Raw genomic sequence first — 20,329 nt, 5'->3', positions numbered from 1 at the left:
CGTCCGCCGCTAATCTTTAGGAGCAAGCTCCCAAAGATTCGCTCGACTTGCATGTATTAGGCACGCCGCCAGCGTTCGTCCTGAGCCAGGATCAAACTCTCCATAAAAGAGAAATTCGAGTTAGCTCGATTTCTTGCTGGCATCATTTAAGATACTCATTTTGTTTATGTCACCGGCAGAGCCGATGCACAAACGTATAATTCGTTAACGTTTTGCTGTTCAGTTTTCAAGGTTCATATGGCTGCTCTTTCGCAAGAGGCAACTTTCTTATAATACCAAATCGCTGTTTTGTTGTCAACACTTTTTCTTGAAAAGTTTTTTTGTGTTGTTCGGGTGTTTTGCAACTCCCCGATGCGACGCTTATAAATATACCACCGTACATTTTATATTGCAAGCTTTTTCGCTATTCTTTTTAAAAAAGAATAGCGAAACCGCATAACGCCGCGAATCCTGGTACTCCTAAGACTGCCAAGATGATGCCTGAAGCAATGTTTACCGGCACGTAGATCCCAATAAACCCACCTGCAATGTTCATTAAGAAGAGTACAAAGAACGCAAAAGCCAAGCGAAACCAGAAGACAGACAAGCGCTCCATGTTTTTTTCTAAGGTTGTTTTACTCATACTTAATAAAATTAGTGAAACAATACCTAAGGCAACTATTACTAAAACTCTCACAGAAAACGCCCTTTCTTTCATAGATACTTATCTATATGCGTTTCTGCTAGCTTTTAGTTCAACCGTTCCCTAAATTCCGTATCTTTGCTTCACGAAACAGATAGAAGTATCTACACTCCGCCATTTTACGTTGTGTCAGGACATCCTCGTCATAATCGTTAATATAACTCTCAACTTCTCGTGCTCGTTCCCAATCTTCTTTTGCTTCCAACATTAAATCACGAAGCCGGTCATCATATTCTTTTTTTAATTTATTCTTTTTTCCAAACAACATCTCACACTCCTCACAATTCTCGGCGGCCTTCCAATGCTCTCGAAAGTGTGACTTCGTCCGCGTACTCCAAGTCGCCGCCGACTGGTAGACCATGAGCGATACGAGTAGTTGTAATGCCGGATGGTTTAACAAGACGGGATATATACATCGCTGTTGCTTCTCCTTCTATAGTAGGGTTCGTTGCAAGAATCAATTCTTGTACTTCCTCATCTTGCAATCTAGTCAATAAGGAGGGAACATTGATATCTTCCGGTCCAATACCATCCATAGGAGAGATTGCACCCTGTAAGACATGATATAACCCGCGGTAGTCGCGCATCTTTTCCATAGCAATCACATCTTTCGGATCTTGCACCACACAGATCGTCGAACGATCGCGCGATTGGTCCTGACAGATATGACATGGATCAATATCTGTTATATGACCGCATACCGAACAGAATTGCAAGTTACGCTTTGCATCGACGAGCGCTTTTGCAAAGTCGAGTACCGTATCTTCTTTCATACTTAATACAAAAAACGCCAGACGACCCGCAGTTTTGGGGCCGATGCCTGGCAATTTCATAAAACTATCCATTAGTTTAGATATAGGTTCCGGATAATGCATAACTACACAGCCTCCTAGAACATCCCAGGCAAGTTCATTCCTTTAGTAAATTGCCCCATTGTGGAGTTCGTTAATTCTTCCGCTTTTGTTATCGCTTCATTTGTTGCAATAACAATTAAATCTTGTAGGATTTCCACATCTTCTGGATCTACTGCTTCTGGATCGATGATGACTTCCAAGACTTCTTTATGTCCGGATACGATAACCTTCACCATTCCACCGCCAGCTGTACCTTCCATTCGCTCTTCACCTAAGTTTTCCTGAGCCTCTGCCATCTTCTTTTGCATTTTCTGCATTTGCTTCATCATACCTTGCATATTTCCCATTCCACGCATTGTCAATTCCTCCTCAAGAATTTAATCTTCTTCTATAGTAATAAAATCTTTTCCAAAAAGTTTCTCCGCCTCTGTTACGAGGGGATCCGCTTGTTCAAGAGTCGCTTCCTCCATAAATGCTGAAGCGGATTGCTCCACTTCCGATTGTTGAGAGAACTCCCGATTTTTCTGAACGGTCAGGCCATTCTTTTGAATGAAGTCTTGTCGTACTTTCAGCCAGCTATCTTCCGCGACATAAATCACTTCATACGCTTTTCCTGTTAGACGCAACAATGCTTCAGACAGTCCTGCTTGCAGTGTTCCATTCTCTGACGCCATCAAGCAATGAATTTCATACTTGAATTTTAACACAAAAGCCGACTCAGATGCCGCTACCGGTTCAGTCTCTTCCAATAAAGCCGCATGAGATCTCTGTAAACTTTGCATCATCCCGGCCCACTGCTCTCGTATTGTCCGTATATCCGACTTTGTTGCGGATTTCAATACTTCAACGATCTTACCTGTTGGTACTTTGGCAGATCTTGACGCAGTTGAAGCAGCCCGACGAGTTGGAGCTTGAGATTCTGCGGTAGCTTGTTGCACAGGACTCGCTGCCAATTGTTGTTGAAGCTGACGAACCGTCTGTTCCAACGCAGCCAGTTTTTGAGCCGTTTCAGGATCTGCTGCAGAAGATGAAGCCACACGTTGATCACCTGAATGAATCATTTTCAAGAGCGCCGACTCGATATAAACCTTCCCATGATTGGAGAACCGCATCTCCTGTTGAGTTTTCGACAATATATCAATGTACCGGTACAGGTCATCGGAATGAAACCCTTGCGCCAACTCTTTGAACTTTTCACCATCCGAAATCAGTTCCAGCAAATCTGTCAGCTCAGGTGCTGTGCCAAGCAATAGTATGTCGCGGAAAAATGTGATCATATCCTCCGCCAATCTGCCAACATCCTTACCTTCTGCTATTAATTGGTGCAACAAAGTAAGTGCAGAACCCGCATCTTTTGCTTGGATTGCTTGAGCAAGCTGATAAAAAATCTCTTCCCCAATCGCTCCTGTCACTAACAACGCATCTTCTGTGGTCAGCTCATCTCCGCTGAACGACACTGCCTGGTCTAGCATACTGAGAGCATCTCGCATACCGCCAGTGGCTGCTTGTGCAATTGCCCGCATTGCCCCGTCCTCCGCTTTCACACCGATATCGTCCAGCACTTTCCTCATGCGCTGCATGATTTCCCCAGCTGTAATCGGTTTAAAGTCAAATCGTTGGCATCTAGAAATAATCGTAAGCGGCAATTTATGAGGCTCGGTTGTTGCTAGAATAAATACCACGTGGGCAGGAGGCTCTTCCAATGTTTTCAACAATGCGTTAAATGCCGAGTTCGAGAGCATATGCACTTCATCAATGATATACACTTTAAAACGTGCATTCGACGGAGCAACATGAACACGTTCAATAATATCGCGGATCTCTTCGACACGTGAATTGGAGGCTGCGTCAAATTCGGTGACATCGGTATTCGATCCTTCTGTGATACTTTTACACGTTTCACATTCATTGCACGGCTCCGTTGCCGGTCCGTTCTCACAGTTCAAGGCTTTCGCGAAAATTTTTGCCGCACTTGTCTTCCCTGTTCCGCGCGGACCTGAAAACAAATACGCGTGCGTCGTTTTCTGATGGAGAAGGGTATTTTGCAGTGTCTGCTTGATAGCCTGCTGACCGGACATTTCGCCGAATGTCTGCGGTCTATAGGCTCGATATAATGCTTGATAAATCAACTGCATTTCCCCCTTTTCTCCATTTTGCATAATACTTCTATTATAGCATGAATACTGCTTTTATGGCTTTACGATCTCTTGAAAGTCTTACGCAAAAATCTCAGTCCACTTATCTTTCTTCGACAGCATATTACGTGCAAGCTCCTTGGCTCCTTCTAAACTGTGGCTTGTTGCCCAACCGCACTGTACTTCATTACAAGCAGGCACTTCGGTAGCCACTAACACGTCATTCAATGTTTTTTCTACTATAGAAAGGATCTCTTCATAGTCTTCATGGTTGATGACTGCTAAATAATAACCGGTTTGGCAACCCATCGGACTGATATCCACAATTTGGTCTGAATGATTCCTGCTAAACTCTGCCATCATATGTTCCAATGAATGAATGGAAGGCATATCCATATGCTCTTTATTTGGTTGACAAAAACGCAAATCGTACTTATAAATTTTGTCCCCGTTCTGTCCTTCAGAAGTTCCTGCTAATCGAATATAAGGTGCTTTTACTTTCGTGTGATCCAAATTAAAACTTTCTACGTTCATTTGTTTCTCCGCCATCGCAAATCGCTCCCTTTCGTTAGATGAATTCATTCTCCTTCAAAGTATACACCATTTTCAGGACATAAAAAACTCGCCCATTCTAAGAACGGACGAGTGAATTGTTCAATTAAAGCCGTGCACCTTCCTTCGACTGCCGCACATAAGCGTTACTCTTGTCGTTGGCTCGGCCTAGGCTACCCCGCGGCACATGAGAGAGTCCACTTAATGCTGCTTCCTTCCGGACCTGACATGGTTCATGGGTTCCCATTGCGCAGGACCCAGACGTCAACACTACGTGCAAGAGGCAGACCCTACATGCGGACAGCCTCGAGAAGGAGTTCAGTCTTGCTAGAGCGGATTGCAAGTTACAGGGCACCGCTAATTCCCCACCTAGCACGGCATTTCTAATTATACAGCTTCCACACTAAAAATCAAACATTTATTGTACCAACGTGTTGAATACGATAGAATATATAGAAAGGCGGTGTTTCAAATGAAAGAGTTTGAACTAAGTTTTCGAAACCCTGAAGTGCGTATGTACACAGTGGTTGTACTGCCGGCTGTCCTAATCGGTTTACTTATCATGATCTACTCAAATTCAAATTTGAACTTTACTTATGCGGTTGCTGTTCAAGCGGCTGGCCTACTAAGTTTCTATATATGGCGCATATTTTATCGAAGAAAAGAAAAGTTAAAGAATAACCGTTGACATTACTTTTAGAACATGATAAAGTATTACTTGTCCAACACGGAGGAATACCCAAGCCCGGCTGAAGGGATCGGTCTTGAAAACCGACAGGGGTGTTAAAGCCCGCGGGGGTTCGAATCCCTCTTCCTCCGCCATATTTTTGACATTACACGTTACATGATGTAACGTTTTTTTATTGCATAAAAATAAAGAAGCATCCGAGCATATAGCCCGGATGCTTCTTTATTTTGAAATATACGCACCTTGCTCTGCTGGTTGCAACGCAATCGCCTGATAATGCGGAAAACGTTGATCAAGCAAAGCTGCTACTTGTTGCTCGGTCTCAGGCGGGACAGCAATGAAAAGTGAGGGACCTGCCCCACTGATCGTCATGCCGTACGCACCGATTTCTTTACACGCTAATCGAATTTCATCAAATTCAGGAAATCCGATCTTACGGTATGGTTCGTGAAAAATATCTCGTTCCATCATACGGCCCGCTGTTACCCAGTCAGCTTGCGCAATTGCTGCTGTCATCAAACTGCCCGCTGCACTTCCTTGAATCGCTGTCTTATGCGTCACTTGCTCAGGCAATAGTCCGCGAGAAGCTTCTGTTTTCAATGCGACCGGCGGAACCATTATCACTACGCCAATCGGGGGTGCAGGGAATGTCAGGACTTCCATCTGTTCTTCTGTAAAATAGGATACAGTAATCCCACCGAGCAATGCAGCCGTTATGTTATCTGCATGCCCCTCCAACTCACTGCCGATTCGGAGTTTATCTTGAGGTGATAAATGCAGCTCTGCCAGTTCGCTCGCAATTTCAATTCCTGCAGCAATTGCTGTTGCACTGCTCCCTAAACCTTTTCCTAAAGGAATATCAGAGTAAACAACCAACTTGTGGGGCGCTACAACTTGACCATATCGTGAAGCTACCTGTTGAATGGTCTGTACAATTAAATTTGTTTCGTCTGTTGGCAGCGAGGCATATTCCTTATCTTGATACTGAATATGCCACTGTGCGGCAGAAGATACTTCTATTGTCATTTTAAGTGAAAGGGCAAGACCTAAATGATCGAAGCCGGGTCCGAGATTCGCCGTCGTGGCTGGCACGGTCACTGAAAAACCGGCTTCCGTCATTAGTCGTTCCCCTCTTTCAATTCTTTAAGAAAGTTATCAAATTGTTCATTCGTCATTAATGGCTTATCGGAGTTAACGTTAATCGCTGTCTCAGGGTCCTTCAAGCCATTTCCTGTCAGGATTCCGACAATGGTTGTACCTTTATCAATTAATCCGGCATCTAAACGTTTTTTGATCCCTGCAATCGTTGCACAAGACGCAGGCTCCGCGAAGATTCCATCTGACGCAGCAAGTAATTGATAGGCTTTTAGAATTTCTTCGTCTGTTGCGGAGAGAATATCGCCGCCAGATTCTTCTAATGCTTGAGTCGCTAGGTGCCAACTTGCAGGATTCCCAATGCGAATGGCCGTTGCAACAGTTTCTGGCTCTTCGAATACACGATCATAAACAATTGGCGCTGCCCCATCCGCTTGTACGCCTAGTAACTTCGGTGTACCTGTACCTTTTTTCTCCGCGTACTCTTTGAAGCCTTTCCACGCAGCAGAGATATTTCCGGCATTTCCAACAGGCAATGCGAAGATATCCGGCACTTTGCCGAGCTGCTCGATCGCTTCGAATGCTACGGTCTTTTGACCTTCCAAACGATAAGGGTTAACGGAATTCACCAATGCAATCTTTCCTTCACCGACTTCACGGACCATACGAAGTGCTTCGTCGAAGTTACCTTCGATTGCTACAATTTCTGCTCCATACATTTTTGCCTGTGCCAATTTACCAAGCGCGATGCGACCTTCCGGGATTACGACAATTGTCCGCATTCCGGCACGTGCACCGTACGCCGCTGCAGCAGCGGATGTGTTACCCGTTGATGCGCAGATCAATGCAGTTTTCCCTTCCTCTTTCGCTTTGGCAACCGCCATGACCATACCGCGGTCTTTAAATGAACCTGTAGGATTTGTACCTTCCGTTTTTACATAGAGATTGATTCCCCACTGCTTCGACAAGTTCTCCAAGTGAATCAGCGGTGTATTCCCCTCCTGCAAAGTCAATGCAGGTGTGTTCTCAGTAACAGGCAGCCATTCCTTATATTCTTCGATCAATCCATTCCATCGTCTCATAATAAATTATTCTCCTTCCACCCGGTAATGACTCGAAATGTCAATGACCGTTGGTGTATCTTTTAAGTCCTGTAAAATATCCAAATGTTGTTGACGAGATATTTTATGGGTAATGAAAATTAAGTCCGCACCTTCTTCATGCAGCTCTGAGTCTTGAACGACCGTAGCTAAACTTGCTTTATGATGGCTGTATATAGAAGTCAGTTCCGTCAAAACGCCTACTTCATCGCGTACCGTAATTCGATGGAAATAGCGAGCATACTTCTGATCGTCACTCTTCACTTTTCGCTCATATTGCGGAGCATGTAATCTCTTACCATTCACGCCTAGCAATAAATTACGGCAAGCGGCTACCACATCACCTGTTACTGAAGTCGCGGTTGGCATGGAGCCCGCTCCAGGTCCATAGAACATTGTTTCACCGACTGCATCACCGTAGACATATACCGCATTGAATTCATTATTGACCGTTGCCAACGGGTGAGAGTTCGGGAAGAAAACCGGTTCCACCGCTACCTCGATGCCCTCCTCGTCTTTACGTGCAGAGCCAGCCATTTTGATTGTATAACCAAACTGTTCTGCCAGCTGCAAATCACCATCTTTGATTTCTTTCATACCACGGACGAACACATCATCAAGACGGACTTCCGTAGAGAATGATAATGAAGCCAAGATTACCATTTTTCGAGCAGCATCGATACCATCAACATCTGCAGATGGATCTGCTTCTGCAAATCCTAATTCCGTTGCTTCTGCAAGTGCATCCTCATAAGTTTTATTTTCATGCTTCATTTTTGTAAGAATAAAGTTCGTTGTTCCATTGACGATACCTGTCAATGCGGTAATCCGGTCGGACGCTAATCCATCTTCCAGCGTGCGGATCAATGGAATTCCTCCACCTACACTCGCTTCATATAATAGATCACATTTATTTTCATCTGCCAGTTTCAATAATTCAGGACCTGACTCTGCCATGACATCTTTGTTTGCAGTCACAACACCTTTGCCTGCTTCCAATGAACGTCGTATTGCCTCTTGAGCGGCTGACGTTCCTCCCATTACTTCTACCACTAAATCAATTTCCGGATCATTGAGAACTTCATCCAAAGAAGTTGTAAACATTTCTTTCGATATAACACCGTTACGCTTTTTCTCTAAATCCTTAACGACTACTTTCTTAATCGATACAGGGACACCTAACTTGTGGCGTAAATCTTCCTGATGGTTATGTAAGATGGTTGCCACGCCGCTTCCTACAACTCCGTAGCCAAGCAAACCAATATTAATTTCATTTTTCATTTGACGATTCTCCCATCTACAATGTACACTATGAAAAAACAATCGTTCTTCGCATAAGGACAATTATAGAGAATTCCGCCTTCAATAACAACCCGTTATCATGAATTTTCTAAAATAATAGATAGATAATCTCAAATAGATAGGATCTGGTATATAATGAAAGTTTGTAAATTTGGCGGAACTTCCGTCGCATCTGCGGAACAAATCCGTAAAGTGGTCGACATTGTCGTGTCTGATCCCTCTAGAAAAATCGTCGTAGTTTCTGCTCCGGGTAAACGCTTTTCTGAAGATATTAAAGTGACAGACCTGCTGATTGACCTGGCAGACACTTCACTAGCCGGAAAAGATCCGACTGATGCATTACATAATGTCGTGGAACGCTATCAACAAATCGCTGAAGGTCTTGATCTCGATAGCGGGATTGCTCAAATCATCGAACAAGATTTAATTCGACGGTTAAAGAAAGATCAATCAGATGAAATCTTGTATATAGATAGTCTAAAAGCTGCCGGTGAAGACAACAATGCGAAATTAATTGCTGCGTATTTCCAACATATTGGTATTGACGCAGAGTATGTTAATCCGCGTGAAGGTGGTCTGCTCGTTAACCTCCGCCCAGAACGCGTTCGCGCTTTACCTGAAGGTAATGAAAAACTATGCACTTTACGCGATAAAAAGGGCATTGTCGTATTCCCAGGCTTTTTTGGCTATACAGAAGATGGAACATTGCGTACATTCAATCGGGGAGGCTCCGACATTACGGGTGCACTCTTAGCAGCCGCTACAAACGCAGAACTTTATGAAAATTTCACCGACGTGGATTGCGTTTTTTCAGCGAATCCAACAGTCATCGAGAACCCACAGGCAATTGATACGATGACCTATCGAGAGATGCGTGAACTTGCCTACGCAGGCTTTACAGTTTTCCATGAGGAAGCACTGGTTCCAGCATTTCGCCACAAGATTCCTGTATGCATCAAAAACACGAACAATCCTAGCGCGCCGGGTACCATGATCGTACGAAACCGAGACCATGCACTCCAATCCGTCGTCGGCATTGCGGCTGATAATGGCTTCTCAACGCTATTCGTAGATAAATACTTGATGAACTTAGAAATCGGTTTCGGACGCCACTTGCTGCAAATTCTCGAGGAAGAAGAAATTCCTTATGAGCATACACCGTCAGGAATCGACAACCTCTCCGTTATTATTCGCAGCGAACACTTAACGGATGAAAAAGAAGCGCGTATTATAAATCGCATCGAAACAGAGTTGCACCCCGACGATGTGCATTTCCAACATGACTATTCCATGGTCGTACTTGTAGGAGAAGGCATGCGTCATACTCGAGGTCTGGCAGCACGTGCGGCATCCGCTATTGCACGGACAGGCGCCAATATCGAAATGATCAACCAAGGATCCTCTGAAGTCAGTTTGGTTTTCGGTATTCAAGAAAAGGATGAAAATCTCGTCCTACGTGAATTATATCAAGAATTCTTCACAGAAGTCCCAGCACATTAAAAGGCCAGAGAGGCGACATCCCCCATTACTTATCGGGAGTCGGCTCTTTTTTTATCACATTCGCTATTTTATCAATAATTTGATCCACATCTTGTTCATTCCTCAATACATCATAGTCCTCAATATTCAATCGTACGACAGGGCATGCCGTGAACGAATCAATCCATTTCTCATATCGACGATGTGTTTCTTCCCAATAACCGCGAGACGTCTGCAACTCCATCTCTCTTCCCCGCCGTTCGATTCGTTCAAGTATCGATTCCAATGAACCTTCCAAGTAAATTAAGGCGTCTGGATGCGGAAAGTAAGGAGTCATGACCATCGCTTCGAACAAATTCATGTAAGTGGTATAATCCACACTATCCATCGTACCTTCATCAGCATGCATTTTCGCAAAAATTCCAACATCCTCGTAAATAGAGCGATCTTGTACAAAGCCACCGCCATTTTCAAAAATCCGCTTCTGCTCTTTAAAACGTTCTGCCAAAAAGAAGATCTGCAAGTGAAAACTCCACCGTTCAAAATCACTATAAAAACGGTCTAAATAAGGGTTTTCTGCTACATTTTCAAAGGATGCTTGAAAGCCAAGACGCGATGCAAGAGCTTTAGTCATCGTAGACTTACCTACACCTACCATTCCTGCCACTGCAAAAACGCTATTCTTTGGAATTTCATGTAGTTTCATTCAAATTCAAACCTTTCTGTACAGCTGCATCCACTCTAGCCAAAATATTCTTCAAGTCTTGCGTGTTACGCACAAAATCCATCTGATCACCGTCTATATGGAGAACAGAGATGTCAGGATGTGCTTTTTCAAACTCAGGTATGTAGGAACTGTAATCGTCCGAAAGCAGTTGTAAATAGTCAGAATCCATATCGGACTCATAATAACGTCCGCGCTCATGAATTCTCTGTTGTAATGTCGACAAGCTAGCCGACAATGAAATGATGATATTTGGCATTGGTAAATCCTGTGTCAAAATACGGTAAATTTCTTTATATTTAGCTAGGTCACTGGCTTCCAGTGTACGCTGCGCAAACAGCATATTCTTAAAAATATGATAATCCGCTACAACAGGAATACCCGCGGATATATAGTCTTTATTGATTTGTTTCAATTGCTCATAACGATTGCACAAAAAGAACATCTCTGTTTGGAAACTCCACTTTTCTTTATCCTGATAAAATTGATCCAAAAATGGATTTTCACTGCTGATTTCTTGAAGCTGTTGATAGCTAAAAGTCTTCGCAATCGCTGCAGTCAATGTAGTCTTCCCTACACCGATCGGACCTTCGACAGCAATGAATGGAACAAACACGTGGCCTTCACCCTTCCAATTTAGATACATGTTTTATTTTAACACATCAGAAGGCCAGGTATGGTACTTATCTGAATTCAGTGGAAAATCCCCATTTCTTAAAGTAGTAATTAACTAAAAGTAGTTTTCTGTTGAGTAACAACTCAAACTTTTATAATTCTTTATGGACGGATTCCCTATTGAGGCAATCAAATTCATCCATCGTCCCCTAAATGTTTCACGTGGAACATTTGAAATATTGATTTTGACCTTTCACATGATAGACTATTTGTAAGGAGTGGACGAAATGCACAAAGATGATCAGTACTATATGATGTTAGCTATAGATGAGGCAAAGAAAGCTGAGACTTTAGGAGAGGTCCCGATTGGAGCAGTTATCGTCCATGACGGCAAAGTCATTGCATCTGCCCATAATTTACGTGAAACAACTCAGAATGCTGTGACCCATGCTGAGCTTTCAGCAATTCAACTTGCTTGTGAAACATTAGGGAGCTGGAGACTGGAAGATGCTGTTTTATATGTCACCTTAGAGCCTTGTCCGATGTGTGCAGGCGCCATTCTGCAATCACGTATTCCTCGTGTAGTGTATGGTGCGCGTGATCCAAAAGGTGGTTGCGTTCATACATTCTATCAATTGCTTAATGACCCTCGCTTCAATCATGAATGTGAAGTGAAGGAAGGTGTATTGGCAGAAGAATGCGGTCAGCTATTGACCAATTTTTTTCGTGCCATTCGCCGGAAAAGAAAAGAAGAAAAAAAAGAAGCCCGTTACCAAGACGGAGTCCTGGAGTGAGCTTCTTTTCTTATTATTTTGGTGCCTCGATTTTTTCTCTTCCACCCATATACGGACGAAGTACTTCAGGAATGACGACTGAACCGTCTTCTTGCTGATAGTTCTCCAAAATTGCAGCTACTGTCCTACCAACTGCCAATCCACTGCCATTTAATGTATGAACGTATTCTGGCTTCGCGCCTGCTTCCCGACGGAAACGAATAGAAGCTCTGCGTGCCTGGAAATCTTCAAAGTTTGAACAAGATGAGATTTCACGGTACACATTTTGCGTCGGAATCCATACCTCTAAGTCATACTTTTTCGCTGCCGTGAATCCTAAATCCGCTGTACACATCTTCAATACGCGATAAGGCAAGTTTAATAATTGCAATACACGCTCTGCGTGCCCTGTCAATTTTTCCAACTCATCGTAAGAGTCTTCTGGCTTTACGAAACGAACAAGTTCCACTTTATTGAATTGATGTTGACGGATTAATCCGCGTGTATCACGACCAGCAGAGCCCGCTTCTGAACGGAAATTCGTGCTATATGCAGCAAACGCTTGTGGTAATTTAGCCCCGTCTAAAATTTCTTCTCGGTAAAAATTCGTTACCGGCACTTCAGATGTCGGAATCAAGAAATAATCTTCTTCTTCAACCAAAAACGCATCCTCTTCAAATTTAGGTAGTTGACCTGTTCCCGTTAAGCTTGCACGGTTTACCAAATACGGCGGCAACATTTCTTCATATCCATGTTCTTCCTGATGAAGATCCATCATGAAATTGATCAACGCACGCTCCAGACGTGCACCGAGTCCACGGTAAAATACAAAACGGCTGCCCGTTACTTTTGCTGCTCGTTCAAAATCCAGTAACTGCAGGTCTGTTCCAAGCTCCCAATGCGGTTTGGGTTCAAAGCTAAAGTTCGGTTGATCTCCCCATGTACGGACTTCAACATTATCATCCTCACTGTCCCCGATCGGTACGCTTTCATGCGGGATATTCGGAATACGCATTAGCACATAGTTTAATTCTTCTTCTACTTTTGCAAGCTCTTGATCGTAAGCTTTAATTTCTTCGCCAACTTCCCGCATTCTTACGATGACTTCATCGGCATTTTCTTTATTACGTTTCATTTGCGCAACTTGTTGTGAGACTTCATTTCGCTCTGCTTTTAAAATTTCAACCTTCGATAAGATTTCGCGACGCTTCTCGTCTAACCCGCCAAACTTATCAAAATCGGTTAAATCTTCTCCTCGTTTACTCAACTTTTCCTTTACCTCTTCAAAATTTGCACGCAATACTTTACTGTCTAGCATACAACTCGCCTCCCTTTAGATAATCCACATAGAAAAAAACAATAAAAAAAGCCCTCCATCCCCTATAAAAGGGACGAGAACTACCCGCGTTGCCACCCAAATTGACTGGTTACCCAGTCCACTTGTTTGAGATATCGGCTCAACTGACCGGCAAGAACCTACTGACTTCAGTTCTGCTACTCCAGGACGGATTCACAACGGTTTTTACCAGCTCACACCACCCGCTGGCTCTCTTTGAAAAAACCTAGTTGCTACTGCTTCCTATCATCGTGAAATATGTGAAATTAGATATACCATACTACAAATAATCTTCAATGACAAGGTTCATGATAATAGATGTCGATCAAACCATTGGAAACATGTCATGGACGGTCATCCCACCCATAACATGTTCTTACGTTATAAACTGCGCGCTGCCATTAATTCACTATCCGCCAGCGTCGACATTTCCAAACCTTTCATTGGGGTTCCAATACCTTTTGATAAATTTGCAATCAGCCCGTAATTTTGAAAGTCTGCCGTTGCCTGTACAATCGCACGCGCAAATGCTTCCGGATTATCCGACTTAAAAATGCCGGAGCCAACGAATACGCCATCCGCACCTAGCTCCATCATCAATGCTGCATCCGTAGGAGTCGCCACACCGCCTGCTGAATAATTGATGACTGGTAAACGTCCTGCTTCTTTAATCGCTAATAAAATTTCATATGGCGCCCCTAAGTCGCGCGCTTCCGTCATCAATTCATCCTTGCTCATATGCACTACTTTATTTACTTGTGCATTGATCATACGTAAGTGACGAACCGCTTCCACGATATTTCCTGTGCCCGGCTCCCCTTTTGTTCGGAGCATCTTCGCTCCTTCACCCAAGCGACGAGCCGCCTCCCCTAAGTTACGTGCACCGCAGACAAATGGCACATTAAAATCACTCTTGAGAAGATGAAACTCATCGTCGGCAGGTGTCAATACTTCACTTTCATCAATAAAGTCGACGCCAAGTGATTCGAGTACACGTGCTTCGGAAATATGACCGATTCGTGCTTTTGCCATAACCGGAATAGAAACAGCTTGTTGCACTTCTTCAACAATGCGAGGATCCGCCATCCGGGCGACACCACCTGCTGCCCGAATATCCGACGGTACCCGCTCCAACGCCATGACCGCTATTGCACCTGCTGCTTCCGCCACTCGTGCTTGCTCTGCATTAATTACATCCATGATAACTCCACCATATTTAAAATTCATATCTCTTCCCCCTTTTCGATATTTTCAGTATAATCGAATTTGACCACATTGAAATAGCCAGATAGACAATAAGTGAAGTGGTCAGAAGGAAGTTTTTAACATGGATATGATTTTCATTGAGCTTCAGAAAACATCAGACATTCCGTTATATCAGCAAATATACAATCAAATTCGACAAGATATCATTGATGGAAAATTTCCTGTAGGGATGAAGCTGCCTTCTAAACGTCAGTTGGAGGACTTTCTGAACGTCAGCCAAACAACTATCGAATTGGCCTATGACCAGCTAGCTGCAGAAGGTTTCATTGCTGCAGAACCAAGAAAAGGGTACTTCGTTCAAGCGATTGAAGAACTGGCCTATGTGCAGCCAATGAAATTAGAAATCCCCGCTGCCGTGCAAAAAATAAAGGAAGAGCCAATTCTCTACGATTTTTCTGCAGGGGCGATTGATACAGATCACTTCCCCTTCTCAGATTGGAGGAAGTATGCACGCGATATAATAGATTCATCTCATTCCCATCTATTACTGTTGGGCGACCCGCACGGCGACCTAGAATTACGCCGGGAAATCGCACGTTATTTATATCACTCACGTGGAGTAGACTGTACGCCTGGACAAATTATCGTTGGCTCCGGAACAGAACAATTACTGCCATTGATTATTCGGATACTGGGCGAGGAGGCTCGCTATGCTATTGAAGATCCCGGTTACTTGATGACAAGGCATGTGTTTTCAGAAAGCCATAGGCAAACAATCCCGATTGCAGTGGATCAAGAGGGAATGGAAGTAAAAGCCCTTCAACGATCGAATGCAACAATTGCCTACGTTACCCCTTCTCATCAGTTTCCAACGGGTACAGTGCTCACTGCAGCACGCAGAACGGCTCTCTTGAACTGGGCAGCTTCCAATCCTGACTTTTTTATTATTGAGGACGATTATGACAGTGAATTCCGTTATCGCGGCCGTCCCATCCCTTCATTGCAGGGAATGGATAAGGGCGAAAACGTTATTTACCTGAGCACCTTCACAAAATCGCTTATGCCTTCGATGCGTATTGCTTACATGGTGCTTCCTCCGCTGCTACTGGAAATGTATCGGCAAGCATTCATTCCCTATTCATCTTCGGTTCCAAGGATCGATCAGCATATTCTTGCGCGCTTCATGGCCGACGGAAAATTCTCCCGCCATCTCAATCGGATGCGCAAAATTTATCGTCGAAAGATGCAAGTTCTGACTGAAGTATTGAAACTTTACGAGCCTTTTATTTCGTTCTCAGGCGATGAAGCTGGCATGCATATTTTGCTGCATGTACATATAGAGAGTACTGAAGAGGAATTGCTGGAGAAAGCATTATCCGTGGGAATCAAAGTTCGCGGCCTAGATACCTACCGAACTGTCCCTAGCTTGTCCACCCCCTCCTTCCTCATCGGTTTTGGTGGATTGTCGGAAGAGGAGATCACGACAGGAATTGACACTCTATTGCAAGTCTGGAACATAAAAAAAGCAACGACACCTAGTTTATAGGTCCGTTGCTTTACATCAATCAAATAATCCTTTTACAAAACCAGTTGAACTCTTCCAAGCGCTGGCAAAGAAATCTCCGATTGCTCCCATCGTTAGAGAGAACCATCCTGCTTTCTTCACTTCTTCCGTTGTCACAACTTCAGTGCCCGCTGTTTCCCCATCGATAAAGCCAAGGTCCGAACCATCTTTTTTTACTAACTTCACATGGCCGATCACTGTACCTTTTTTCAATGGTGCTTGAACTTTTCCATCTTTCACAAGCTTTTTGTCGAGCACAAGCTCAGGTTCATACTCTTTTTTCTCACTGTTGCGAATCAACATGCTAACAGGTTCTTTTGTGGCAATTCCAACTTTCTTCTCTTTCCCTTTGATGACACCTAATGTTTTTTGTTTCTTGAACTGATGTCCTGCAGGTAAAAGCTCTGTTTCAGTAAATTGACTGAAGCCATAGTCAAACAATGCACGAGTAGCATCAAAACGTGCTTGATACGAACCAACACCCTTTGTATCTACAGCATTCATTACAACTGCAATAACCCGTTTATCAGCACGAGTGGCAGTACCTGTAAAACAATGTCCCGCAAACTCAGTAGTTCCCGTCTTCAAGCCATCGACTCCCGGGTACTCATACACTAAACCGGGAAGCATGAAGTTCCAGTTATCCATATTGATGGCATCTTCTGTACCTTCGCGAAATACCTTCTTACTGATTTTTGTAGTTTCCAGTACCTCGGGATAGTCTTGCAATAGGTGATAGGCCAATTTGGCAACAGAACGTGCAGGCATCACGTTTTCGTCCTTCTCGCCTGTCCCACTTGGATGCATTCCCTGTAAGTCATTGTTATTCAAACCTGTCGAATTGACAAATTTATAGTCTGTTAATCCAAGCTCTTCAGCTTTGGCATTCATTAATTTTATGAACTCTGCCTCTGTTCCTGCAATTGTCTCTGCGATCGCAATTGTAGCAGCATTGGCTGAATAAATTGCTACAGCTTCATAAAGTTCACGGATGGTATACGTGCCATCACGGCGAAGTGGCACATTGCTCAAACGGCGATCTTGCGACACAGCATATGTATATCCGTTCACCCGATACTCTTGATCCCAAGAAATCGTTCCTTCTTCCAATGCTTCAAACATCAGGTATTCCGTCATCATTTTCGTCATACTTGCAATACCTAATGCTTTATCAGCATTTTCTTCGTATAAAACTTTTCCACTGTCCGCATCAATCAAAATTGCTCCGTCTACATGAATCCCCAAGGAAGATTCTGCATTTGCCGCAGGCGTATGGATTCCGATTGTCATTAACAACATCATCGGTACCATCAAAACTGACAGCCATCTTCTTGTTACCTTTTTCACTCACTATACCCCCGTATTGACAATATCAAAAATCAGTGTACCATATTATCGCCGTATCATGTATCCTTATCCCAAAAAAACACCTTTTCGCTCATAGAAAGTGACGAAAAAAGGTGTAAAACATTAGAACGGCGGAAGGTATATTTACCTCCCTGCCGATTCTCTAATAATAGTTAACGCACAGAGTAGTTAGGAGCTTCTTTCGTAATCTGAACCTGATGCGGGTGACTCTCTTGTAAGCCGGCGCCTGTCATACGTATAAACTGTGCCTTTTCCCGATGAGCTTCCAAATCTTTTGACCCGCAATAGCCCATTCCAGAGCGAATACCGCCAACTAGTTGATGGATCGTATCCGTTAGTGGTCCTTTATAGGGCATACGACCTTCAATACCCTCAGGTACAAGTTTCTTCTCATCTTCCTGGAAGTAACGATCTTTTGAACCTTGTTCCATTGCCGCTACTGATCCCATGCCACGGTATACCTTGAAACGGCGTCCTTGGAAGATTTCAGATTCACCAGGGCTCTCTGTAGTACCCGCCAACAAGCTTCCTAGCATAACAGCATGTCCACCGGCAGCAAGCGCTTTGACAATATCTCCAGAGTATTTAATTCCACCATCCGCGATAATCGTCTTGCCATATTTTCTAGCAACTGACGCACATTCGTAAATAGCTGTGATTTGGGGAACTCCGACTCCTGCTACTACACGTGTTGTACAAATTGAACCAGGACCGATTCCAACCTTGACCACGTCAGCACCAGCTTCGTAAAGAGCCTCTGTTGCTTCCGCAGTCGCCACGTTCCCTGCGACAATCGCAAGATGCGGATAGTTCGCGCGAATCTCTCTAACAGTGTCAATAACACCCTTAGAATGACCGTGAGCCGTGTCAATAACAATAAGGTCGACTTCTGCTTGTACTAACTTCTCCACGCGTGTAGACGTATCTACAGTCACTCCTACAGCTGCACCGACCAACAGACGGCCAGCTTGGTCTTTTGCAGCACTCGGGAACTCAATTACTTTTTCGATATCTTTAATGGTGATCAAACCATTTAGGATCCCTTTTTCATCTACAATAGGAAGTTTTTCAATCTTATATTGCTGTAGTGTCTTCTCTGCTTCTTCTAACGTAGTGCCTACAGGAGCAGTTACTAAGTTTTCTTTCGTCATAACTTCATCAATAAGCATTGAATAATCCTGAATAAATCTAAGGTCGCGGTTCGTCAAAATACCAACCAATTTTTTCTCTTCCATATTATTGACGATCGGAACACCTGAGATTCGGTATTTCCCCATTAAGTGTTCTGCATCAAACACTTGATGTTCTGGCGTTAAGAAGAAAGGATTTTTAATAACTCCATTTTCCGAACGTTTTACCGTAACGACTTGTTCTGCCTGCTCTTCAATACTCATGTTTTTATGAATAATGCCAACTCCACCTTGGCGCGCCATAGAAATTGCCATCTTGGATTCAGTAACAGTATCCATTCCAGCACTGATAATAGGAATATTTAACTTGATTGTATCCGTCAAACTCACGGCCAAGGACACGTCTTTCGGTAACACATCAGATGCAGCCGGAACTAGTAATACATCATCAAACGTTAAACCTTCACGAGAAAATTTTGATTCCCACATTAACTTTCTGCCTCCTAAAATAACTATTGTCAGTAAAGATTATTAAAAGGTTATCAGCGCCAATCTAACGTGTCAAGGCACAAATGTGTAAACTAAGTATTCCCATTATTCATTGAATAGTTTTTCCAATGACTTTTTCATTTTGAGAGGGTTCGTTTGAGGAGCAAAACGTTCTACTACCTGTCCATTCTGATCAATCAAAAACTTTGTAAAGTTCCATTTGATTCCCTCTGTCAGTATGCCCTTCTTTTGTTCAATTAAGTAACAAAATAAAGGATCTGCTCCGTGACCTTTTACATTTACCTTTGCAAACATCGGAAACGTTACTCCATAATTCACCTGACAGAATTCAACAGTCTCCTCAATATCATCGAATTCTTGATTATTGAAGTTATCGGATGGAAAACCAAGTATCACAAGCCCTCTGTCTTTATATTCTTCATATAAATACTGAAGTTCTTTAAACTGTTTTGTAAAGCCACACTTACTGGCAGTATTGACAATAATCATTGGTTTGCCTTTATACGCCTGTAAAGATTTCTTCCCTCCACTAGCAGTCTTCACAATAAAATCATAAACTGTCATCATGATAAGATCACCTCGTTTCTTTTCATACACTTTACATGAATATCAAAAGAAAACCTAACAATCCATTTTTCAACCTTTCACAGAATCCCTCTCCAAATGAACCATTCCACTCGGAAAATGAGCCAAATCTTCATTGAAACACACCAATCCAGGAAATACACGAACCTTTCTCTCCACTCACCGCACCAATCCGCCTCAAGTGCGAACATTTCTCTCACTGCACCACACCAAACCGTTTCATACACAACGAGCCGTCTCCCTCTTTTCATATTTTCGAGAACACAAAAAAGCCACTCACTATGAGGACCATAGTGAATGGCTTCGCATGCCTAGCAACGTCCTACTCTCACAGGGGGAAGCCCCCGACTACCATCGGCGCTGAAGAGCTTAACTTCCGTGTTCGGTATGGGAACGGGTGTGACCTCTTCGCCATCGTTACTAGACTGATGAGTAAAGCTTGTTCACTCAAAACTGAATAAAAGACATTGTGTACATCAAGTAGTGCTTCTTAAAATAGGTTAAGTCCTCGATCGATTAGTATCTGTCAGCTGCACACGTCGCCGTGCTTCCACCCCAGACCTATCCACCTCATCATCTTTGAGGGATCTTACTTACTTGCGTAATGGGAAATCTCATCTTGAAGGGGGCT

20 protein-coding genes, 1 tRNA gene, 3 rRNA genes, 1 other RNA gene and 1 other annotated feature are annotated in these 20,329 nt (G+C 43.4%); of the genes, 5 read left to right on the top strand and 20 right to left on the bottom strand.

Annotated elements, in window-relative coordinates; all coding sequences use genetic code 11:
* The 8 genes from B5D59_RS17920 to ffs all read right to left on the bottom strand — a co-directional run.
* Positions 1–107, bottom strand: a 16S ribosomal RNA gene (locus tag B5D59_RS17920); the annotation flags it as partial.
* A 305-nt stretch (positions 108–412) separates the two neighbouring features.
* Positions 413–676, bottom strand: a complete 264-nt coding sequence (locus B5D59_RS17915) for a pro-sigmaK processing inhibitor BofA family protein (protein ID WP_171805955.1) — start codon at positions 674–676, stop codon at positions 413–415.
* Positions 677–734: 58 nt separating this feature from the next.
* Positions 735–950: a YaaL family protein gene (locus B5D59_RS17910; RefSeq protein WP_078818864.1), complete on the bottom strand. Its 216-nt coding sequence runs from the start codon at positions 948–950 to the stop codon at positions 735–737.
* Positions 951–960: 10 nt separating this feature from the next.
* Positions 961–1,557, bottom strand: coding sequence for a recombination mediator RecR (gene recR, locus B5D59_RS17905; RefSeq protein WP_078818863.1), 597 nt, complete (start codon positions 1,555–1,557; stop codon positions 961–963).
* Between the two features lie 14 nt (positions 1,558–1,571).
* Positions 1,572–1,892, bottom strand: coding sequence for a YbaB/EbfC family nucleoid-associated protein (locus B5D59_RS17900; RefSeq protein ID WP_009499393.1), 321 nt, complete (start codon positions 1,890–1,892; stop codon positions 1,572–1,574).
* A 21-nt stretch (positions 1,893–1,913) separates the two neighbouring features.
* A complete protein-coding gene (gene dnaX, locus B5D59_RS17895; protein ID WP_281250686.1) occupies positions 1,914–3,671 on the bottom strand; it encodes a DNA polymerase III subunit gamma/tau in 1,758 nt (585 codons plus the stop codon).
* Positions 3,672–3,752: 81 nt separating this feature from the next.
* Positions 3,753–4,220, bottom strand: a complete 468-nt coding sequence (locus B5D59_RS17890; protein ID WP_078818861.1) for an S-ribosylhomocysteine lyase — start codon at positions 4,218–4,220, stop codon at positions 3,753–3,755.
* A 115-nt stretch (positions 4,221–4,335) separates the two neighbouring features.
* Positions 4,336–4,601, bottom strand: an RNA gene (ffs, locus tag B5D59_RS17885) — signal recognition particle sRNA large type.
* Between the two features lie 94 nt (positions 4,602–4,695).
* Here ffs and B5D59_RS17880 point away from each other — a divergent pair.
* Both B5D59_RS17880 and B5D59_RS17875 read left to right on the top strand, forming a co-directional pair.
* Positions 4,696–4,911, top strand: a complete 216-nt coding sequence (locus B5D59_RS17880; protein ID WP_009499390.1) for a hypothetical protein — start codon at positions 4,696–4,698, stop codon at positions 4,909–4,911.
* Positions 4,912–4,952: 41 nt separating this feature from the next.
* A tRNA-Ser gene (locus tag B5D59_RS17875) sits at positions 4,953–5,045 on the top strand.
* 88 nt (positions 5,046–5,133) lie between these two features.
* Here the strand turns inward: B5D59_RS17875 and thrB are convergent.
* From thrB to B5D59_RS17860, 3 genes are read right to left on the bottom strand one after another with little or no spacing between them, the layout of a single operon-like run.
* Positions 5,134–6,030 carry a homoserine kinase gene (gene thrB / locus B5D59_RS17870; RefSeq protein WP_009499389.1) on the bottom strand — a complete coding sequence of 299 codons (897 nt, stop codon included), beginning with the start codon at positions 6,028–6,030 and terminating at the stop codon, positions 5,134–5,136.
* Positions 6,030–7,088 carry a threonine synthase gene (thrC, locus tag B5D59_RS17865; protein ID WP_078818860.1) on the bottom strand — a complete coding sequence of 353 codons (1,059 nt, stop codon included), beginning with the start codon at positions 7,086–7,088 and terminating at the stop codon, positions 6,030–6,032. Before thrC ends, thrB begins: the two co-directional genes overlap by 1 nt.
* Before the next feature lie 6 nt (positions 7,089–7,094).
* Positions 7,095–8,387, bottom strand: coding sequence for a homoserine dehydrogenase (locus B5D59_RS17860; RefSeq protein ID WP_078818859.1), 1,293 nt, complete (start codon positions 8,385–8,387; stop codon positions 7,095–7,097).
* 156 nt (positions 8,388–8,543) lie between these two features.
* On the opposite strand from B5D59_RS17860, the gene B5D59_RS17855 reads away from it, so the two are divergent.
* On the top strand, positions 8,544–9,908 hold the full coding sequence (locus B5D59_RS17855; protein ID WP_078818858.1) for an aspartate kinase: 1,365 nt from the start codon (positions 8,544–8,546) through the stop codon (positions 9,906–9,908).
* 25 nt (positions 9,909–9,933) lie between these two features.
* Here B5D59_RS17855 and B5D59_RS17850 read toward each other — a convergent pair whose 3' ends face one another.
* The gene (locus tag B5D59_RS17850) at positions 9,934–10,593 is read right to left on the bottom strand and encodes a deoxynucleoside kinase (RefSeq protein ID WP_078818857.1); all 660 of its coding nucleotides are present in this window, start codon (positions 10,591–10,593) and stop codon (positions 9,934–9,936) included.
* Positions 10,580–11,257 carry a deoxynucleoside kinase gene (locus B5D59_RS17845; RefSeq protein ID WP_078818856.1) on the bottom strand — a complete coding sequence of 226 codons (678 nt, stop codon included), beginning with the start codon at positions 11,255–11,257 and terminating at the stop codon, positions 10,580–10,582. The genes B5D59_RS17850 and B5D59_RS17845 overlap by 14 nt, the downstream gene beginning before the upstream one ends.
* 256 nt (positions 11,258–11,513) lie before the next feature.
* On the opposite strand from B5D59_RS17845, the gene tadA reads away from it, so the two are divergent.
* Complete coding sequence (gene tadA, locus B5D59_RS17840) at positions 11,514–12,020, top strand: tRNA adenosine(34) deaminase TadA (RefSeq protein ID WP_009499383.1); 507 nt, start codon at positions 11,514–11,516, stop codon at positions 12,018–12,020.
* A gap of 13 nt (positions 12,021–12,033) precedes the next feature.
* On the opposite strand, the gene serS is transcribed toward tadA, so the two are convergent.
* Together serS and pdxS are read right to left on the bottom strand one after the other, a co-directional pair.
* Positions 12,034–13,317 (bottom strand): serine--tRNA ligase, encoded by a 1,284-nt coding sequence (serS, locus tag B5D59_RS17835; protein WP_078818855.1) that lies wholly within the window; start codon positions 13,315–13,317, stop codon positions 12,034–12,036.
* A 66-nt stretch (positions 13,318–13,383) separates the two neighbouring features.
* Positions 13,384–13,594 (bottom strand) — a binding site (T-box leader).
* A 122-nt stretch (positions 13,595–13,716) separates the two neighbouring features.
* The gene (gene pdxS / locus B5D59_RS17830) at positions 13,717–14,562 is read right to left on the bottom strand and encodes a pyridoxal 5'-phosphate synthase lyase subunit PdxS (protein ID WP_078818854.1); all 846 of its coding nucleotides are present in this window, start codon (positions 14,560–14,562) and stop codon (positions 13,717–13,719) included.
* Between the two features lie 100 nt (positions 14,563–14,662).
* Between pdxS and pdxR the strand changes: the two genes are divergently transcribed.
* Positions 14,663–16,087, top strand: a complete 1,425-nt coding sequence (gene pdxR, locus B5D59_RS17825) for a MocR-like pyridoxine biosynthesis transcription factor PdxR (protein ID WP_078818853.1) — start codon at positions 14,663–14,665, stop codon at positions 16,085–16,087.
* Positions 16,088–16,102: 15 nt separating this feature from the next.
* Here pdxR and B5D59_RS17820 read toward each other — a convergent pair whose 3' ends face one another.
* From B5D59_RS17820 to B5D59_RS17800, 5 genes are all read right to left on the bottom strand, one after another.
* A complete protein-coding gene (locus B5D59_RS17820) occupies positions 16,103–17,452 on the bottom strand; it encodes a serine hydrolase (protein ID WP_078818852.1) in 1,350 nt (449 codons plus the stop codon).
* A gap of 173 nt (positions 17,453–17,625) precedes the next feature.
* The gene (guaB, locus tag B5D59_RS17815) at positions 17,626–19,092 is read right to left on the bottom strand and encodes an IMP dehydrogenase (protein WP_078818851.1); all 1,467 of its coding nucleotides are present in this window, start codon (positions 19,090–19,092) and stop codon (positions 17,626–17,628) included.
* A 105-nt stretch (positions 19,093–19,197) separates the two neighbouring features.
* Positions 19,198–19,680: a glutathione peroxidase gene (locus B5D59_RS17810; protein ID WP_078818850.1), complete on the bottom strand. Its 483-nt coding sequence runs from the start codon at positions 19,678–19,680 to the stop codon at positions 19,198–19,200.
* 327 nt (positions 19,681–20,007) lie between these two features.
* Positions 20,008–20,123, bottom strand: a 5S ribosomal RNA gene (gene rrf, locus B5D59_RS17805).
* A 71-nt stretch (positions 20,124–20,194) separates the two neighbouring features.
* Positions 20,195–20,329, bottom strand: a 23S ribosomal RNA gene (locus B5D59_RS17800); the annotation flags it as partial.

It is taken from the genome of Sporosarcina newyorkensis (genome assembly GCF_900167515.1).
In the GTDB taxonomy this organism is placed as follows: Bacteria; Bacillota; Bacilli; order Bacillales_A; family Planococcaceae; genus Sporosarcina; species Sporosarcina newyorkensis.
The sequence above is the reverse complement of the archived record's forward strand: the minus strand, read 5'-3'. Positions and strand labels throughout refer to the sequence as shown.

What these genes read in the sequence shown, in the direction of transcription:
- guaB (WP_078818851.1), bottom strand. Translation starts at nt 19,092, where the DNA reads ATGTGGGAATCAAAATTTTCTCGTGAAGGTTTAACGTTTGATGATGTA.
- B5D59_RS17880 (WP_009499390.1), top strand. Translation starts at nt 4,696, where the DNA reads ATGAAAGAGTTTGAACTAAGTTTTCGAAACCCTGAAGTGCGTATGTAC.
- thrB (WP_009499389.1), bottom strand. Translation starts at nt 6,030, where the DNA reads ATGACGGAAGCCGGTTTTTCAGTGACCGTGCCAGCCACGACGGCGAAT.
- B5D59_RS17845 (WP_078818856.1), bottom strand. Translation starts at nt 11,257, where the DNA reads ATGTATCTAAATTGGAAGGGTGAAGGCCACGTGTTTGTTCCATTCATT.
- B5D59_RS17850 (WP_078818857.1), bottom strand. Translation starts at nt 10,593, where the DNA reads ATGAAACTACATGAAATTCCAAAGAATAGCGTTTTTGCAGTGGCAGGA.
- recR (WP_078818863.1), bottom strand. Translation starts at nt 1,557, where the DNA reads ATGCATTATCCGGAACCTATATCTAAACTAATGGATAGTTTTATGAAA.
- pdxS (WP_078818854.1), bottom strand. Translation starts at nt 14,562, where the DNA reads ATGAATTTTAAATATGGTGGAGTTATCATGGATGTAATTAATGCAGAG.
- pdxR (WP_078818853.1), top strand. Translation starts at nt 14,663, where the DNA reads ATGGATATGATTTTCATTGAGCTTCAGAAAACATCAGACATTCCGTTA.
- tadA (WP_009499383.1), top strand. Translation starts at nt 11,514, where the DNA reads ATGCACAAAGATGATCAGTACTATATGATGTTAGCTATAGATGAGGCA.
- B5D59_RS17810 (WP_078818850.1), bottom strand. Translation starts at nt 19,680, where the DNA reads ATGATGACAGTTTATGATTTTATTGTGAAGACTGCTAGTGGAGGGAAG.
- serS (WP_078818855.1), bottom strand. Translation starts at nt 13,317, where the DNA reads ATGCTAGACAGTAAAGTATTGCGTGCAAATTTTGAAGAGGTAAAGGAA.
- dnaX (WP_281250686.1), bottom strand. Translation starts at nt 3,671, where the DNA reads ATGCAGTTGATTTATCAAGCATTATATCGAGCCTATAGACCGCAGACA.
- thrC (WP_078818860.1), bottom strand. Translation starts at nt 7,088, where the DNA reads ATGAGACGATGGAATGGATTGATCGAAGAATATAAGGAATGGCTGCCT.
- B5D59_RS17890 (WP_078818861.1), bottom strand. Translation starts at nt 4,220, where the DNA reads ATGGCGGAGAAACAAATGAACGTAGAAAGTTTTAATTTGGATCACACG.
- B5D59_RS17855 (WP_078818858.1), top strand. Translation starts at nt 8,544, where the DNA reads ATGAAAGTTTGTAAATTTGGCGGAACTTCCGTCGCATCTGCGGAACAA.
- B5D59_RS17900 (WP_009499393.1), bottom strand. Translation starts at nt 1,892, where the DNA reads ATGCGTGGAATGGGAAATATGCAAGGTATGATGAAGCAAATGCAGAAA.
- B5D59_RS17910 (WP_078818864.1), bottom strand. Translation starts at nt 950, where the DNA reads ATGTTGTTTGGAAAAAAGAATAAATTAAAAAAAGAATATGATGACCGG.
- B5D59_RS17860 (WP_078818859.1), bottom strand. Translation starts at nt 8,387, where the DNA reads ATGAAAAATGAAATTAATATTGGTTTGCTTGGCTACGGAGTTGTAGGA.